Source organism: Roseobacter sp. MH60115 (assembly GCF_015644665.1).
Classification (GTDB): domain Bacteria; phylum Pseudomonadota; class Alphaproteobacteria; order Rhodobacterales; family Rhodobacteraceae; genus Roseobacter.
In genome coordinates this window covers 1032184-1046659 of the sequence record NZ_JADOBQ010000001.1, presented here as the reverse complement: position 1 = coordinate 1046659, position 14476 = coordinate 1032184, and the positions used below count along the sequence as shown (strand labels likewise).

The 14476-nt window shown below is 61.6% G+C and carries 11 protein-coding genes; all 11 read right to left on the bottom strand.

The window, feature by feature from the left end:
- Nucleotides 1-23 precede the first annotated feature (23 nt).
- Nucleotides 24-1028 carry a hypothetical protein gene (locus tag ISX84_RS04950; RefSeq protein WP_195819192.1) on the bottom strand — a complete coding sequence of 335 codons (1005 nt, stop codon included), beginning with the start codon at nucleotides 1026-1028 and terminating at the stop codon, nucleotides 24-26.
- A 36-nt stretch (nucleotides 1029-1064) separates the two neighbouring features.
- A complete protein-coding gene (locus ISX84_RS04945; protein ID WP_195819191.1) occupies nucleotides 1065-2225 on the bottom strand; it encodes an FkbM family methyltransferase in 1161 nt (386 codons plus the stop codon).
- 81 nt (nucleotides 2226-2306) lie between these two features.
- Nucleotides 2307-3143 (bottom strand): hypothetical protein, encoded by an 837-nt coding sequence (locus ISX84_RS04940; protein WP_195819190.1) that lies wholly within the window; start codon nucleotides 3141-3143, stop codon nucleotides 2307-2309.
- The gene (locus ISX84_RS04935; RefSeq protein WP_195819189.1) at nucleotides 3143-3997 is read right to left on the bottom strand and encodes a capsular polysaccharide synthesis protein; all 855 of its coding nucleotides are present in this window, start codon (nucleotides 3995-3997) and stop codon (nucleotides 3143-3145) included. The genes ISX84_RS04940 and ISX84_RS04935 overlap by 1 nt, the downstream gene beginning before the upstream one ends.
- A gap of 893 nt (nucleotides 3998-4890) precedes the next feature.
- Nucleotides 4891-5409: a chemotaxis protein CheD gene (locus tag ISX84_RS04930; protein ID WP_195819188.1), complete on the bottom strand. Its 519-nt coding sequence runs from the start codon at nucleotides 5407-5409 to the stop codon at nucleotides 4891-4893.
- Entirely contained in the window at nucleotides 5406-6554 is a 1149-nt protein-coding gene (cheB, locus tag ISX84_RS04925; RefSeq protein WP_326838700.1) for a chemotaxis-specific protein-glutamate methyltransferase CheB, read from the bottom strand. The genes ISX84_RS04930 and cheB overlap by 4 nt, the downstream gene beginning before the upstream one ends.
- Nucleotides 6555-6673: 119 nt before the next feature.
- Nucleotides 6674-7822 (bottom strand): acyl-CoA dehydrogenase family protein, encoded by a 1149-nt coding sequence (locus ISX84_RS04920; RefSeq protein WP_195819186.1) that lies wholly within the window; start codon nucleotides 7820-7822, stop codon nucleotides 6674-6676.
- 105 nt (nucleotides 7823-7927) lie between these two features.
- On the bottom strand, nucleotides 7928-10168 hold the full coding sequence (locus ISX84_RS04915) for a xanthine dehydrogenase family protein molybdopterin-binding subunit (protein WP_195819185.1): 2241 nt from the start codon (nucleotides 10166-10168) through the stop codon (nucleotides 7928-7930).
- Between the two features lie 202 nt (nucleotides 10169-10370).
- The gene (locus ISX84_RS04910; protein WP_195819184.1) at nucleotides 10371-11420 is read right to left on the bottom strand and encodes a lipocalin-like domain-containing protein; all 1050 of its coding nucleotides are present in this window, start codon (nucleotides 11418-11420) and stop codon (nucleotides 10371-10373) included.
- Nucleotides 11410-13791 carry an FtsX-like permease family protein gene (locus ISX84_RS04905; protein WP_195819183.1) on the bottom strand — a complete coding sequence of 794 codons (2382 nt, stop codon included), beginning with the start codon at nucleotides 13789-13791 and terminating at the stop codon, nucleotides 11410-11412. The genes ISX84_RS04910 and ISX84_RS04905 overlap by 11 nt, the downstream gene beginning before the upstream one ends.
- Nucleotides 13788-14465 carry an ABC transporter ATP-binding protein gene (locus ISX84_RS04900; RefSeq protein WP_195819182.1) on the bottom strand — a complete coding sequence of 226 codons (678 nt, stop codon included), beginning with the start codon at nucleotides 14463-14465 and terminating at the stop codon, nucleotides 13788-13790. The genes ISX84_RS04905 and ISX84_RS04900 overlap by 4 nt, the downstream gene beginning before the upstream one ends.
- Nucleotides 14466-14476 lie beyond the last annotated feature (11 nt).

The following is a 14476-nucleotide window of genomic DNA, read 5'->3' as shown; positions in this document are numbered from 1 at the left end:
TTATTGACGATCGACACACTCACTTATCTATTTGGTGGTAGTTCAAGGTCAATTCTAGCTGCACCAAGACCCGCCTCACCCCGGAGTGCGTAAAGAAGCACAAAACGCTCGCCATCGCGAAGTAAAAACGGGTCACGTAACTGCTGGACATCGGTTGCGGCGCCGTATCTGGAGATCGCGCTTGGCAGGTCGGCCCCTTCGACCGATGTCTCTGGCCGGAGAACCTCAATTGAACGGGACGGTGTCCATTTCTCGAAAGGATCACGCATGTCAATTGTTGACAACAGGATCCGCTCCGGTCGGTCTCCTACCCTGCTGTAGAAGATCAAAAGCGTCGAGCCCTCTACGAATACAGCCGTATGGCGTGCGCGCCGGAGTATGTTCCTGCTGCGCTGAAAGGGGCCAAGTGCGCTCGCGCTCACGTAGATTTCGTTCCAGCCTGAGTTGAAGTTCTTGGCCAACGCATAAAACTGGCCCTCAAAAGACCAGACGCGGAAATAAAACTTGCCAAGGCGGTCGGGGATGACGTCGAAGCGAATCCCATCCATCGATTGAGCGACCGCCGTAAGCTGTGCCTCTTCTTCTATGCTCGGACCATGAAAATACATCAGGAACCGGTTCTCGGCAGGGTCGAAATGCACGTCCGGGGACGCGATGTGGTCGGTAAAGCCAGGGGCTGCCTCCAGCGTCAGGACCCCGGGTTCGTGGATCGTCCAGGGCCCCTCGATCTGATCGGCATATGCCATGCGAATGAACCGCCCGCGATGATGGGCAAAGTAGAGGTAGTAGGCGCCCAGCCGGTTCGGAACAGATTTGGGCACGGCCACCAGAGAAGGGCCACAGATGTTATCGCCAATCGACGGGCTGAGATCAGAGTGGATGATCGGGTTCTGCGAAAACCGCTGGACCCCAAGGAGGCGGGCGCGCGGCGCGGGCAGCGTGAGCCGCTCCCAGAGGCGCAGCCCAAGAGCGTCAAACGCTGTCTTTTCAGTCCTGAAGCGGTTGCGGAAAATGCGCCTGAGCCTCATGTACCGGCCCGCCGCCAGAAGTGCACTGCCACGGCGTCAGCGCGCATCGGCAAAGAGAACGGTTTCGGTTCCGTAGACTGTGAAATGGCGGATGTGCAAGCGATAGCCAAGGCCCATCTGATCAATCAACCATGGGATTTCGTGAATATCCGAGAGCCGGTGATAGAGGCAAATTGCAAGCCGCGGCTTGAACCGGCGCAGGGTCTCGGCCGCACCTCTCAGGGCATCCAGTTCGGCGCCTTCGATGTCCATCTTGATGAAGTCGACACGGTCAAGGTCGCGGTCGGCGACGAATTGGTCGATGGAGACAGTCGTGGCTTTGCCATCGGCCCCTGCTTCCTGATCGTTCACCAGCGCCCTTGGGCCATCGCCGTGGATCCAAAGCGGCGTGCCATGTTCGGACCAGACCGGGCTCTCCACAATGGATATCCGGTCTGCAAGCTCCGAGTTCAATTCCAGATTGCGCGCCAGGATCTCAAGATTGACCGGCAGGAATTCGAAGGTGAAAACCCGACCCTGAGGCCCCACCTTGCTGGCGAAGTTGAGCGCGGTGTCGCCGAAACACGCGCCACAATCGAGGGCCACCTCTCCGGCTGACGGCGAGATGTCGGCGGCTGCAGTTTCGCATCGATACTGCTGGCAGACAAACTGCGCCAGAACGTCCACCGTTCGGCTGTAGAGGTCGATATCGAAACCCCACTCCGCCAGCGAGATCCGGGCCAGGTCCTGATCGAGAACGTTAGGCGCGGGGATACGATCATCTGACGACAGGGCTTTTTCGACCAGCGCCGCCTGCCGCCAGTACTCCTCTGTGTTCAGTGGCATGCGGACACGCGGCCAACCAAGCGCACGGTAGGCCAGAACAAAGATGAGGATGTCGCGGGAAGTGTCGTCCGAAACGGCGTCATAAAGCCAGCGCCAGCGACCCATCGCAGACGAAACGAGATCGAAACCGCGCGCTTGTGCGTCGGCCTCCTTCGAAATGAGCCGGGAAAGAGCGTTGAGATCACCTCGGCGGAGCGCCCCGGCAACCTTCCTGATCGAAGACTTCCTGTTCGCACGCTCGGGTGCCAAACCAAGTTGTTCGCGATGCGGGAGCGAGGAATGGTCCGCTGTCGCCGCCGCTCGGAGGACCGCCTTGTAGGCACTGTCGAAATGCAATGCGTTGACCGCGGCCTTGGCAGAGACGGAGCTCACTTTAGAACGCCTTGCCGCGCATGAGCGCCATGATCTCTCGACGAGTGCATCCTGCAACGATAATCCACGACATTTTCCCTTTCAAGGTTTCGCGCGCAGCTGACGATGCGGATCGGCGGTCTCGACCCGATCCGCCAAGGCACGCAATTCAGTGTCGGCCATCACTTGATCCAGCAGCGCCCGCTCCCGCTCCGTCAAGGCGTCCCGCCGCTTGTCGACTGCCATGCTGTTGGCATCTCCATCATACTTCGTGCCATCAAAAGAGCTGCCGCCGCCGGTGTCGCTGACCCGTGAAAGGACCTCGTCGCCCGGCGCGACGGATAGCGCGCGACAAATCTCGTCACGGTAGCTGCGGTCGACGCACCAGCTGTCAAAATGGATCGCGACCCGCTCCGCCCCGGACGCCTCTTCCGCCAGATACCATGCCGCGTGGGTCTTCCAGGTTTCAATGACGCGCGACATGACTGTTCCCACGGTTTGCGGATAGGCGGCCATGTCGACGTTGAAACTCTTTCTGATGCGGCTGCTCATCATGTTCTCGAAGGACCGAATGACGAGGATCCGGGTTGGGGCGTTCTCGCGAAAGAAATCGTTGTGTCCGCTGATGTCTTCGAAAGTGGCGTAGACCGGATGTCGAATAGCGCCAAACCCCGATGCCGGACCGCGCCCCGCCTTCTCCCGAGTCGGGGGCTTGGAGAAATACCACGAAAGGAACTCCGGATAATCGGGCACGTCGCAATTGCCGGCGTAGACCTCGCCCATCGGCACGACATTGTTGAATTCGGTGGCTTCGAGCTTTGTCAGCAACCAGTTGATGATGGCATGATTACCGCTGCGCTTCATCCCGTACTGTACGAAAACCTTGCCCGACCAAGCGTACTTCGCCACCGCAGCCTTCATCATCGCGCCGCGGGGCATCAGACGTGCTCCTTGTTGCTATCGACCGCCGTCTCCTGCTGATCCCCGGGACCGACGGTCAAGACGCCGAGGGCCGGGTCTAGCCTCGCAGCAATCTGGCGTAATTCATTGCAGTCGATGTGATGCTTCCAGGTCAATTTGTGGACTGGCGCCGTGGCAATATGGTCGAGATGGTCCCAAATACTGGCGTCCTTGGCCACCAAACGCTCCTGAAGCTCGTGCAATGTGAGCGCCGAAATCTTCGGAATGGTCTCAAATTGCCGTCGGAATCGAGGTTTTGTCCGCACCATGTACTCTATCGAGTAGTGGTAATTGAAGTACGGAGGCGATCGGTGACCGGTCCGCTTGCTCGGCGCGGGGTTCGTCAAATAGTCGGTGTAGAAATCATCGATCTGAGAGATAATTCCGCCCTTCGGCATCGACGCAATGAACCAGTTCGAAAGAATCCGGTTCCGGCCGGGCGCACTGAAAAAGAAGCAATCGGTTTGCATCAGCAAGGGCAACCAGTGGTCGAGCGGTTTGGTGCAGAGCAGGGTTGCATCACACCACACGCCGCCATGGGATTTCAAGAGCCGTGTCCGCAGCAGGTTCGCGTATTTCTGAATGGGTACATCGCAGCCATCCAGATCACTCATGTCGACGAAGTCGGCAACATTGCGGTTATCCAGAAGACGGATCGTCCACCCTTGGTTCAGAATGCGCCAGGATTGCACGCAAATCTGTACCACCGGGGGGGCGGCACCGACCCCTTCATCCCAGTAGATCCAGATCGTTTTCGGAAGACCATCGAACTGCGCCGGGTGGTTGGGATGTTTATTCAGGAGCCACGCCAGGCGCGAATGCTTCAGCCGCATGTAGTAATCTACGAAACGCAAAACGACCTCTGATAAAAATAACTAGAGAGAAGGAAAGCATGCTCTGTATCTGTTTGTCTAGACCCCTGATTCCGGGTCGCAGATGGGGAAATTCTTCTGGTGTTGGTGGAGGCGTCTTGCGGGTCTTATACGGCCGGTTGTAGTGGTCTCGCTTGAGCCAACCTTTGATTGTGCCTTGGGTCTGCTCTGTTGTGATAAACTATTCGGTGTTGCGGATTTCATGGCGAAGAGTTCCCATGAGACATTCGTTGTATCCGTTCTATGCCCGCCAATGTGACTAACAAGGTTATCATCCATAAGTCGGGCGAAAGTGGACTGGATGTCGGCTTGGAGGCGATCGTAACACTTGGATCGGCTGCTGCTGCTTGCCGAAACCTTGCGGAAAACCACAACTGGGCTGTCCTTGAGGGCGCCTTTGACGACACTCTCTGAAAAGATCGCAAATGCGGCCTAAAAATATGAGGCGATATCCCAATTGGCAGAACTCTCCGCCTTTCGTTTTTAAAGCCCGGCCATTGGCACAGCGATGACCCGAAGCAATTGGTGATCCTCACGCGGATACCTGGGACGCCTACAAGCCCAAGTCCTGTGCGGCACGCAATCCAATGGCTTCTCTCTCGAAAACGTTCCGGGCTTTTCGCACAATGGCAAACCCGAGGGCTTGGGTGAGTGTCTTGGAAAGTATCACACCGATCAACAACGACACCGGCTATGATCCAAGGTAAGTAGTATTCGGCGCCTCAGAGTTCGGCGTCCCGGAAATGCGGGAACGCTTTATCACTGTTGCTGAACGCGGCGGTCCCTTTTGCGACATCGCGTATCAGAGAGGTATGCCGACTTGAAGGCCCAGAACCAATCCCAGCGGGAAATGCTCAGAATAGCTCAAGTTCATTTCCGGAGTCAGCGGGCGCTTGAACTTCAGACACTGACTCCTGCAGGCCATCGCTTCGGATTTTCTGCATGACGCGGCCTGTCGCTGGCCAGAACTTGAGGTGCCTGGCAGCTTCGCCCCCAAGCGAGTGACCCTCGCAAACGATCCCCTCCTGTTCGAGAAACATGAGGATGAAATCGCTGTTTTGCTTCCCGATCTCACTCAGCCCGGACACCATGCGGGCGCCACCAAACGCCTTGGCACGCAGCCGGTCGCGGTGACCGCCCTCCTTGAGGATGTCGTTGATCAGGAGTTCCATCGCGTTGATCCCGACAAGATTGCAGACACCGGACTCCGCCGCACTGGTGGTCAAGAGCATATGGTTCATGCCACCAACACCGGCGACCGGGTCCCACAGGCAGCAGGACACACAGGACCCCAGCAGCGTGGTAATCACCAGATCAGGATCAGACCCGATTGCCTGTTCACCCTGGGTGATGTGGATGTGGGACGCGGTCATCTCATGGATACCGTGTCCGACGGATTATGCGGGCGCCGTTTTACGATCCGACTGTCACGCAAAGCAGGACCGATGCGCTCCAAGGCGACTTCTTCCTGCACGGCACCCAGCGCCTTGGCCGCACGGGGCATACCGTAGACGACACAGGTTTCTTCGTCCTGACCAAAGGTTTTTGCGCCGGCCTTTGACAGCTTCAGCAGGCCTTCCGCCCCGTCGCGGCCCAACCCGGTCAACAGGGCAGCCGAAACATTCTTGGCCTCGGCAACAGCAGAAGAAAAAAGCACGTCAACCGACGGGCAATGCAATGCCGGAGGATCGTTTGGCACAAACTGAAAATACCAGCGCCCGCCCTTGCGTCGCAATTCCGTGTGCGTGCCATTCCCGGGGGCGAGTACGATGTCCCCTCTGTCCAGAACGCGATTTTCCTGCGCGAGATACACGTTCTGCCGTAATTGACGGTTCAGGCGTTCAGAAAAACTACACAGGAAATTGCCCGGCATGTGCTGGACGACCACCACCGGTGGTCCATCGGGATGCAGCATGGGCAGCACGGTCTCCAACGCGGCAACACCACCGGTGGACGCCCCGATAAGGATGATTGCGCCGCGCCGACAGGGCTCCCCCACGCCGTATGCGGGAGGTGCCGCAGCCTCTGCCTGCTGTGGCGCAGCACTGCCAGCATTTGACTTCAGGCGCATCTGCAGCTGCGAGGGTCGGGTGCAGGCCGCGTGGTATACACGTTCGCAGATATCCTGGGTGAGTTCGTCACCATAGGCCGAGGAGGGTTTGACCATGCAATCAATGGCGCCGCGTGACAGGGCCTGAATGGCCGCATCGCTGCCGGCCGCAGTCAGGCTCGACATCATCACGACAGGCATGGGCCGCGCCCGCATCAGGCGGGTCAGAAAATCAAGCCCGCTCATCCCCGGCATTTCGATGTCCAGCGTGAGCACATCAGCGGTATGTGCCTTGAGATAGTCCCGGGCTTCGACCGCATCACAGGCTTCACCGACGACGTTCAATCGCTGATCCGCCGACAACACGGCCCTCAGCCAGGATCGCATGACCCGGGAATCATCCACAATCAGCACTTTTTTCGGCGCGTCGCGGCCAGTTGCCGCATCAGTCGTATAGGTCGCTGTCACATCACTTTCCTGTGCCATCCACGCAGAGGCCGGCCGCGCCGGTCACGCGCCAAGATATGGCAAAGAGTTATGAAGCGAGACTTAATGCCCGACGAATTTGGCCTCGGACGGGCGCGCCATCAAGCGGCGTTTTCGGCGATCATCTGGCGCGACACGATCAGCCGCATGATTTCATTGGTGCCTTCCAAAATCTGATGCACCCGCAGATCGCGCACGATTTTCTCGACACCATAGTCGGCCAAATATCCATAGCCGCCATGGATTTGCAGCGCATCATTGGCCACGTCAAAGGACACATCCGTCACAAAAACCTTCGCCATGGCGCAGAATTTCGTGGCATCCGGCGCCTTGTTGTCCAGCTTCCACGCGGCCTGACGCAGGAACACACGGGCGGCCTGCAGCTTCACTTCCATATCGGCCAGCTTGAACTGCAGCGACTGAAACTGATCAATGGATTTACCAAAGGCCTTGCGCTCGCCCGCGTAGGTCAGGGCGGCATTCAGCGCCGCCTGCGCGCCGCCCAAGGCAGAGGCCGCGATGTTGAGACGTCCACCGTCCAATCCGGCCATGGCATAGGAAAACCCGCGCCCCTCCTCGCCAATAAGGTTCTCGGCGGGCACCGCGCAATCATCAAACTGAACCTGCGCTGTCGGCTGGGCGCGCCATCCCATCTTGCTTTCCAGCCCGCCGAACGAGAGCCCCGCACTGCCGGTCTCAACCACCATGGCGGAAATCCCCTTGGGGCCGTCTTCGCCAGTGCGCACCATGGTCAGATAGGCATCGGAATAACCACCCCCCGAAATGAAGGCCTTGGTACCGCTCAACACATAGCCTTCATTGCTGCGGGCTGCGCGTGTCCGCAAGGCGGCGGCGTCCGATCCGGACCCGGGCTCCGTCAGGCAGTAGGAAAAGATCGTCTCCATTCGGCACAGCTTTGGCAGCCACTTGGCTTTGCTCTCGGCGGAGCCGAACTTGTCAATCATGCCGCCACACATATTGTGGATCGACAGGAACGAGGCGACCGCCGGGCAGGCCATCGACAGCGCCTCAAAGACCAGCGTGGCGTCAAGCCGGCTGAGGCCGGAGCCGCCGAACTCTTCGGACACATAGATGCCCGCCAACCCCAGTTCCGCCACCTTGGGCCAGAGCTCCTTGGGAATGGTGCCTTGCGCCTCCCACGCCTGCGCATGGGGCGCGATATGCTCTTGCCCGAAGGCATATGCCATGTCGAAAATTGCGGATTGTTCTTCCGAGGCTGCAAAATCCAAGAGCTGACCCTTTCCCATTGCCATCAGGCCGCGCGGTGCATTTGCGACGGCTTGCCCGCGTGAGATACCATGTATCAGCGATGCTGCAACAGCGGGCGTGTTGTCTCAGATAAAGTCGATATGCCGGTTGAAGGGCATTTCCCGCAGCCGCTGACCGGTGGCAGCAAAGATCGCGTTGGCCAGGGCGGGTGCGGCGGGCGGCACTGGCGGCTCTCCGATACCGCGGATTTTATCAGCGGTCTCGAGCCCGCGCACCCGGATTTCCGGGGTCTGGTAGAGCCGCATGCCTTCGGCGGCGTGGTAGTTTGACTGCTCTGCCTGACCGTCTGCATAGGTGATCTCGGAGTTGATGGCATGGCCAAGCGCCCAGATCACCCCGCCCTGAACGAGGTTTTCGAAATTCACAGGATCGATCACGCGGCCCACATCGGCGGCGACATAAACACGGTCAATGCGGATACCCTCCGGGGTTTGGGAGACCTCTATCACTTCGGCCACCGGCACGCCGAAGGAATTGACCAGCGCAACACCCCTGCCCCGACCTTCGTCAAGAGGGCTGCCCCAGCCGGACATTTCCGCAACTGCTTCGAGCACACCGCGCGCCACCGGGTCATTGATCAGCCGCAATCGCTCCTCCATCGGATCGACACCGGCGGCGTGGATGAGTTCGTCCAGCGCACTCTCGGCAAAGAAGCCTGCCGTTGAGGCGCCGACAGAACGCCATGAGCTTGTGGGCGCGAGTTCGCGCACCGCATAGGCGGCCACGCGGAAATCCGTGATCGCATAGGGCAGGTTCCACGCCCCCGCGGCGATCTGCGTATCCGGGCCCGGCACCGGCATCCCCACACGTCCCATCTGGCTGCGCACGGCAGAGGGTGTGGCTATCTCCAGATCCAGCGCTGTCACCTGCCCGCCACCAACCCGCCCACGCACCCGCGCCATGCCGATCTGACGCGGATAGTCCTGCGCGAAGTCCTCTTCCCGGCTGAACATCAGCTTGACGGGCGTGCCCTTGAGTTGCATCGCCACTTCGGTCGCGCGGTCGATGTTGTCAAACTCCAGCCTGTGGCCGAAACTGCCCCCGGCAAACTGGTTGTGAAACACGACCTGATCGGGGTCCAGCCCGGTCTTCTCCGCCACCCGTTTCTGCACAAAACGCGGCATTTGATGTGCGGCCCAGACCTCGGCCCGGGCATCGGTGACCCGCACAACGGCACTGAGCGGCTCCAGCGGCTGATGCGCCACATAGGGCGCACGGTATTCCACCTCGATATCAGCATGTTCCGCTGTCATTGCGCCGGCATTTCCATCGTCGCGCCAAACCCAATCCAGCGTATCCGGCGAGAAGGCCGCAGCAACCGCTGCCCAGTGATCCGCCTGCTCGGCCGGATAGGGGGCTGGCCCCCAGTCGTAGTCAATCGCCTCCAGCGCCTGCAGCGCATACCATGTGTTTTCCGCAATCACGGCAACGCCGCCGGTCACCGGCACCACCTGCTGCACACCGCGCAGGGTCAAGGCATCCGACGCGTCAAAACCATTGAGCGCGCCGCCCTTGCGGGGATTGCAGCGCACGGCGGCAAACACCATGCCCTCCATCTGCAGATCTATCCCATAGCGCTGCTGCCCCGTGGATTTCGCCACGATATCAAGACGCTGCATCGGCTTTCCCAGCATCCGCCAGGCCTCTGGCGGGCGTAAGATCACCTCCGAGGCAGGCTCCAACGTGGCGGCTGTGGCGGCCAGGGCGGTGTAGGGAATTTCCTGCCCTTCCGGCAGGATCACATGGGCGTCTTTGGTCGTCAGCAGGGCCACGTCATGGCCGGTTTCCAGCGCGGCGGCGGCCTTCAGGGTCTCGCGCGCAACGGCACCAGCGACACGCAGTTTTTCGTAGCTGTCGGGCACCGATGTCGAGCCACCGGTGACCTGCACGCCCGCCAGTTTGATCACCGCCCCCATAGCGCCACGCATGGTTTCGGCGGCAAACCCGGTATCGGTGGACATGAAGGGCACAGCCTCATCCGCCATGGCGGTGTTGTAATAGGCGGGATCCGGGCGCGCATGCTCAACGGCGAACTGCCCGAACGCGATGTCCATCTCCTCAGCGATCAGAGCCGCCTGCAGGGAGGCGGCCCCCTGCCCCAGATCCACATGCTGCAGGATCAGCGTGATGCCATCGGGCGTGATGCGGATGAAGGGGTTGAAGCTTGCTTCGTCCGGGCCCAACCCCTCGGCCAGCGGGTTGGCATGCGGCGTCAGCACCTTGTAGCTGCCAAAGGCCACGCCGCCCGCAACTGCAGAGGCACCGATCATCAACCCGCGGCGCGTCACTTTTCCCAACCGGCTCATCTGCACCCTTTCCGTGAATGAATGAGTGTATCTTAAGGCCTGCGCGGCGCCTGGCAAAGTGCTCAAGCCTTGGGCCAGGTCCTGACCGAACGTCAGATGGGCGCCTATAGCGTTTCGATTTAACATTGGAGCACTTGTGCGCGGCCTCTCGCTCCGGTCGAACGCGAAAGGCGAAGATCAATCACTATACAGTCGAAACGCTCTAGTAGCCCGTCATCTCCAGATAGCCGCGCCCGGTGTGGCTGCCGGAGAGGGTTACCGGCCCCTCCCAATAGGGTATCGAGGTCGCCATCCAGGCCTGCGGATTGATCGCCTGCACCGTCACATCCACCCCTTTCTCCGGCAGCACGGCGCGCCAGCGCGTGGGAATGCGGCGCCCGGCGACATCGCTCTGCGCTAGTGGTTCGGCGAAAAAAGCACCATCGGGGAAGGCGGTGGTGCGCCCGTCCGGCTCGATCCAGGTGGCGGCGGTGTAATCCGGCCCCGCACTGTCGCGCAGGGTGAAGCCCATCAAGCGCGTGCCGCCTTCGAAGGCCATGGAAAACCAGTCCCAACTGACCTGCGACGCGCCCAGAGGCTGCGATGCCCATTCCCGGTCCAGCCACGCCTGCCCGGTGACCTCAACCGGCCCCTCCGGCAGGGTCAGGGTGCCCGTGATCTCAAAGAAGGGCTGCGAGTAATAGTAACTCGCCCGCCCCGAGGCGGATTTCTGTGAATAGCCGTCTTCGCCATGAAAGATAAGCGGGCCTTTGGCGCTCAACTGCATGTCATAGGCGAAATCATCCCCCGCCGCAGTAAGACGCATCTGCTGCATATCGGCCCCGGTCATGTGCCATTCGTCGATCCAGGCCTTGAAAGGGTCGGCCATCACGCCAGCCTGCCCGATGCCACCACGCGCGCGGCGTTCGGCTACAAAATGCGCGCTGGGTGTTGTCACCGCCGCGTGACCCAGCCAGAGCTGCGGGCTGTCCCATCCTGCGCGCTCTTCAGGTGCCATCGCACTGCGGAACAGCGTCCACTGCAGCCCGTAGGCCGTACCCCCGGCGTCTTGCAGATTAGCGGTCAGATACCACCATTCGATCCGGTAAGCGGGATGCGCGCCGTGGTCTTTGGGAAATTGAAATACGTATCCGCGTTCAGGCGTGGCAAAACCTTCGGCGTCACTGCCAAGACCTGCAAAGCTTTGCGCGGCCGCCACTTTGGGCAAGGCCAGCGCCATGAAAGCGCATAGGAGGAAAGACCTAACGTTCATTGCTGAACACCCTGAGCAGTTGGTCGGGTGGCGTCCGCGCAAGACGAACAGCGGGCCAGAGCGCGGCCAGAAAGGCGGCCAGCAGCGTCAGCGCCCCCAGTTTGAGATAGTCCAGCGGGAAGAGGAACATGGGCAGACGCCAGCCAAAGGCCTCGACATTGACCACGGCGAGCAGCACCCAGGCGAGCGCCAGCCCCAGCGGCACCGCCAGCACGCCGGTCACAACCGCCAGACAGAGTGCCCGCGCCAGTTCAAGCGTGGCGAGGTGGCGGCGGGTCAGCCCCAGCGCCCAGACCGGCGCCAGTTGCGGCAATCGCAGGCTCGCCAGGGTCAGCAACCCGATGAGCAGCGCCAGCCCGGCCACCGAGAGCGTCAGCACGTTCAGCGCCGCCGTGACGGAGAAGGTGCGTTCAAAGACCGCCAGCGAGAAGGCCTTGAGCTCCGATTGGTTGATCAGCGCGTCTTCGGTAAGGTCGAACCGCGCCTCCAGCCGCTCCGACAGGTGGGCAGCATCCTCCGTGCGCAGGCCAAAGCGCAGCGCCTGAACCTCGGGATACCGCTGGGCAAAGAGCGCATCCGAGATCACCACCTGCCCGGCGGAATTGCCGTAGTCACCATAGACGCCCAGCACCCTGTCCCCCGTCTCTAGCATGTCCCCGGGTGCCAGATCATTGCGGCGCGCCAGTTGTTCGTTGATCAACGCGCCCTCGCCCCGCGCCACCCGGTCCCAGACATCCGGCACCGCCGCCAGCAAGGGCCAGTTTTCGCGATAGGTCACATGGTCGCGAATGCCGTAGATCTCTGCCGGCAAGCCGCCGATGCGCAGGTCCTGCCAGATGATCGGCAGCACGGTAGCACCTTCGGATTGCACAAAGGCGGTCAGTTGCTGCGCCTCCTCGAAGGTCTGCGCCGTCAGGTAGAGTTCCGAGGCCAGCCGTTGGTCGAGATAGCCGGTGAAGGTCAGCCGGAAGCTCGACACCATGGTCGACACACCGATGTTTGCGGCCATCGCGAGCAACAGCGCCATCAGCGCCATGGAGAGGCCAGGCAATTGCTGGCGGCTGTCGGCCCAGAACCATTCGGCCAGCACGGAGCGGTGCAGACGCCCCGCGAGCAGCAGCGCCGAAGACAGCAGCAATGGCAGGCAAAAGGCGGCCCCGATCAACAGACAGGCCAGCAATGCGAACCCGGCGAAAAGGCCCTGCCCGCCCCAGGCGATCGCAGCCCCCAGGGCAAAAAGCCCGAGGGCAACAGCCGCCATCCAGCGCGCCGCACCTGCGGCATGCATGCTCATCGCGCGCGGGTGGTTGAAGGACAAAAGCGGCAGCCGCGCCAGTTTGATCAGGGCGGCGGTGGCGGCAATGGCCGTGCCCGCCAGCGCCATGCCGAGACCGGACAGCCACCACGCCGGGCGCAGCTGCAGCTGGCCTGTGATGTCGGCCCCGTAAAGCCCGCGCAACGTGGCTGCCACATCCGGCAGCAGCGCCGCCGCGATCAGGTAGCCCAGGGTCACACCGACGCCCCCGGCAATCAGCGCAAAGACGCCCAGTTCAACCGCCAACAACCCCATCAGGGTCCGCAGCGGCAGGCCAAGCGCCCGCAGGGTCCGAAACACGCCACGCCGCTGCTCAAAGGCCAGCCCCACCGCGCCATAGACGATGAAAATCCCAACGGCAAAGGACAGCAGGCCAAAGGCCGTGAGATTGAGATGAAAGCTCTCGGTCAGGCGCGCCACATCGTTCCGGGTGCCCGGGGCCGTCATCACATAGCGCGGCGGTAAGGCAGGCACGCCCAAGGGCTGCGTGGGCGCGACAATCAACCGGGTGATCTCATCGCGGGTGTCCAACAGGCGTTCTGCCGTGGCGATGTCGGTCACGGCGATGCCGGGCGCGCGCGATGCGTCGGGCCGAACGGTGACCGCACGCCCGTCGAACAGCGCCGCATCATCGGGATGGACAAAGACCACATCACCCTCGGCAAAGAGCACGTTATCGGGATCAGCGGGTTGCGCAGGCGTGTCGCCGGTGGCGGCCTGCGGCAGGGTCAGCGGCTCGATCCCCGTAAGGCGGATCGTCCGACCATCGACATCCAGCGCCCCTTCCAGCACAGGGCTCACCTGCCAGCCCATGCGGCGCAGCCCGGCATACTCCGCCACCTGCAAGGGCGCACCATCCGCCCGGCGTATCTGCTGCAGGCCCCCGCCGGACAGCACATCCGCAGCATTATCATAGCTGGCGCGCGCCTCGGCGTTGATGGCCTGCACGCCGGACCACAGGGCCGTCGCCAGCGCCAGACCGGCGATCAGCGTGGCAAATTGCCAGGGGTTGCGCCGCCAGTGAGACAGCAGCGCCGAAAGACCCAGTCGGATCACGACACATGCCTTGCGGGCGACGCTGCATGCACCCTGCCGTGGGACAGGGTCAAGCGGCGCTGCATGCGGGCGGCCTGACGCGGGGAATGGGTGACCATCAACAGCGCCGTGCTCGCTTCGGCAGCAGTCTCCAGCATCAGTTTGAGCACCGCATCTGCCGTGGTTTCATCCAGATTTCCGGTGGGTTCATCGGCCAGCAGCAACCGGGGGCGCGCCGCCAGGGCGCGGGCAATCGCCACCCGTTGCTGTTGTCCACCCGACAAGGCCTCCGGATATTTCTGCAGATGCGCATCCAACCCGATGACCTGCGCCAGATGCGCCGCCCATGCCGCATCGTGCCGGTCGGCCAGACGTGCGTGAAAGGCGATGTTGCTCTCGACGGTCAGGCTGGGGATCAGGTTGAACTGCTGAAAGATCAGCCCTACGACCCGGCGGCGCATCTGGGCGGATTGGGCGTCGGAATAGCCGGTGATATCCGCGCCATCCACCTCGATCCGACCGCCGCTGACCCGGTCCAGCCCGGCCACAAGATGCAAGAGCGTGCTCTTGCCACTGCCCGATTCCCCTTCGAGGGCGAGGGTCTCTCCCGCGGCCATGTCGAAAGAGACATCTTTCAGGACGGCCTCGCCGCCCTCAGCGTATCGTTTTGCCAGATTGGCGATCTTCAATACCATGATGCGTCCCG